Origin of the sequence: Psychrobacter sp. TB55-MNA-CIBAN-0194 (assembly GCF_040309505.1) — a bacterium.
Taxonomy (GTDB): domain Bacteria; phylum Pseudomonadota; class Gammaproteobacteria; order Pseudomonadales; family Moraxellaceae; genus Psychrobacter; species Psychrobacter fozii.
Map to the genome: position 1 here is coordinate 1 of NZ_JBEOOW010000448.1, position 261 is coordinate 261.

1 protein-coding gene is annotated in these 261 nt (G+C 40.2%); it reads right to left on the reverse strand.

Features of this window, described 5'->3' with window-relative positions:
* The coding region (locus AAEY75_RS15840) for a PspA/IM30 family protein (protein ID WP_502944443.1) at window positions 1-261 on the reverse strand (261 nt) is incomplete at both ends.

Consider the following 261-nt stretch of genomic DNA (forward strand, 5'->3'; position numbering starts at 1 on the left):
CTTTTTCACTTTGTAATTGGCTATTTATTTGCCCCCTTGCAGCCACTATATTGTGCCGCTGTACTAACTGTGTTTGCTTGGCTTTAGCCTCGGCTATTTTTTGTTGCAAACGCTGAAAATCCGCTGTCATTTTAGTTATTGATTGCTGCAGCGTTTCTAGTTGCAGCTGCTTTGCTACAACTGTGTTACTAATGGCTTGTTTTTCAAGTAAAGCTGATTTTGCTAAATCATCTCGACCTCTCTCTATTGCTAGTTCAGCTT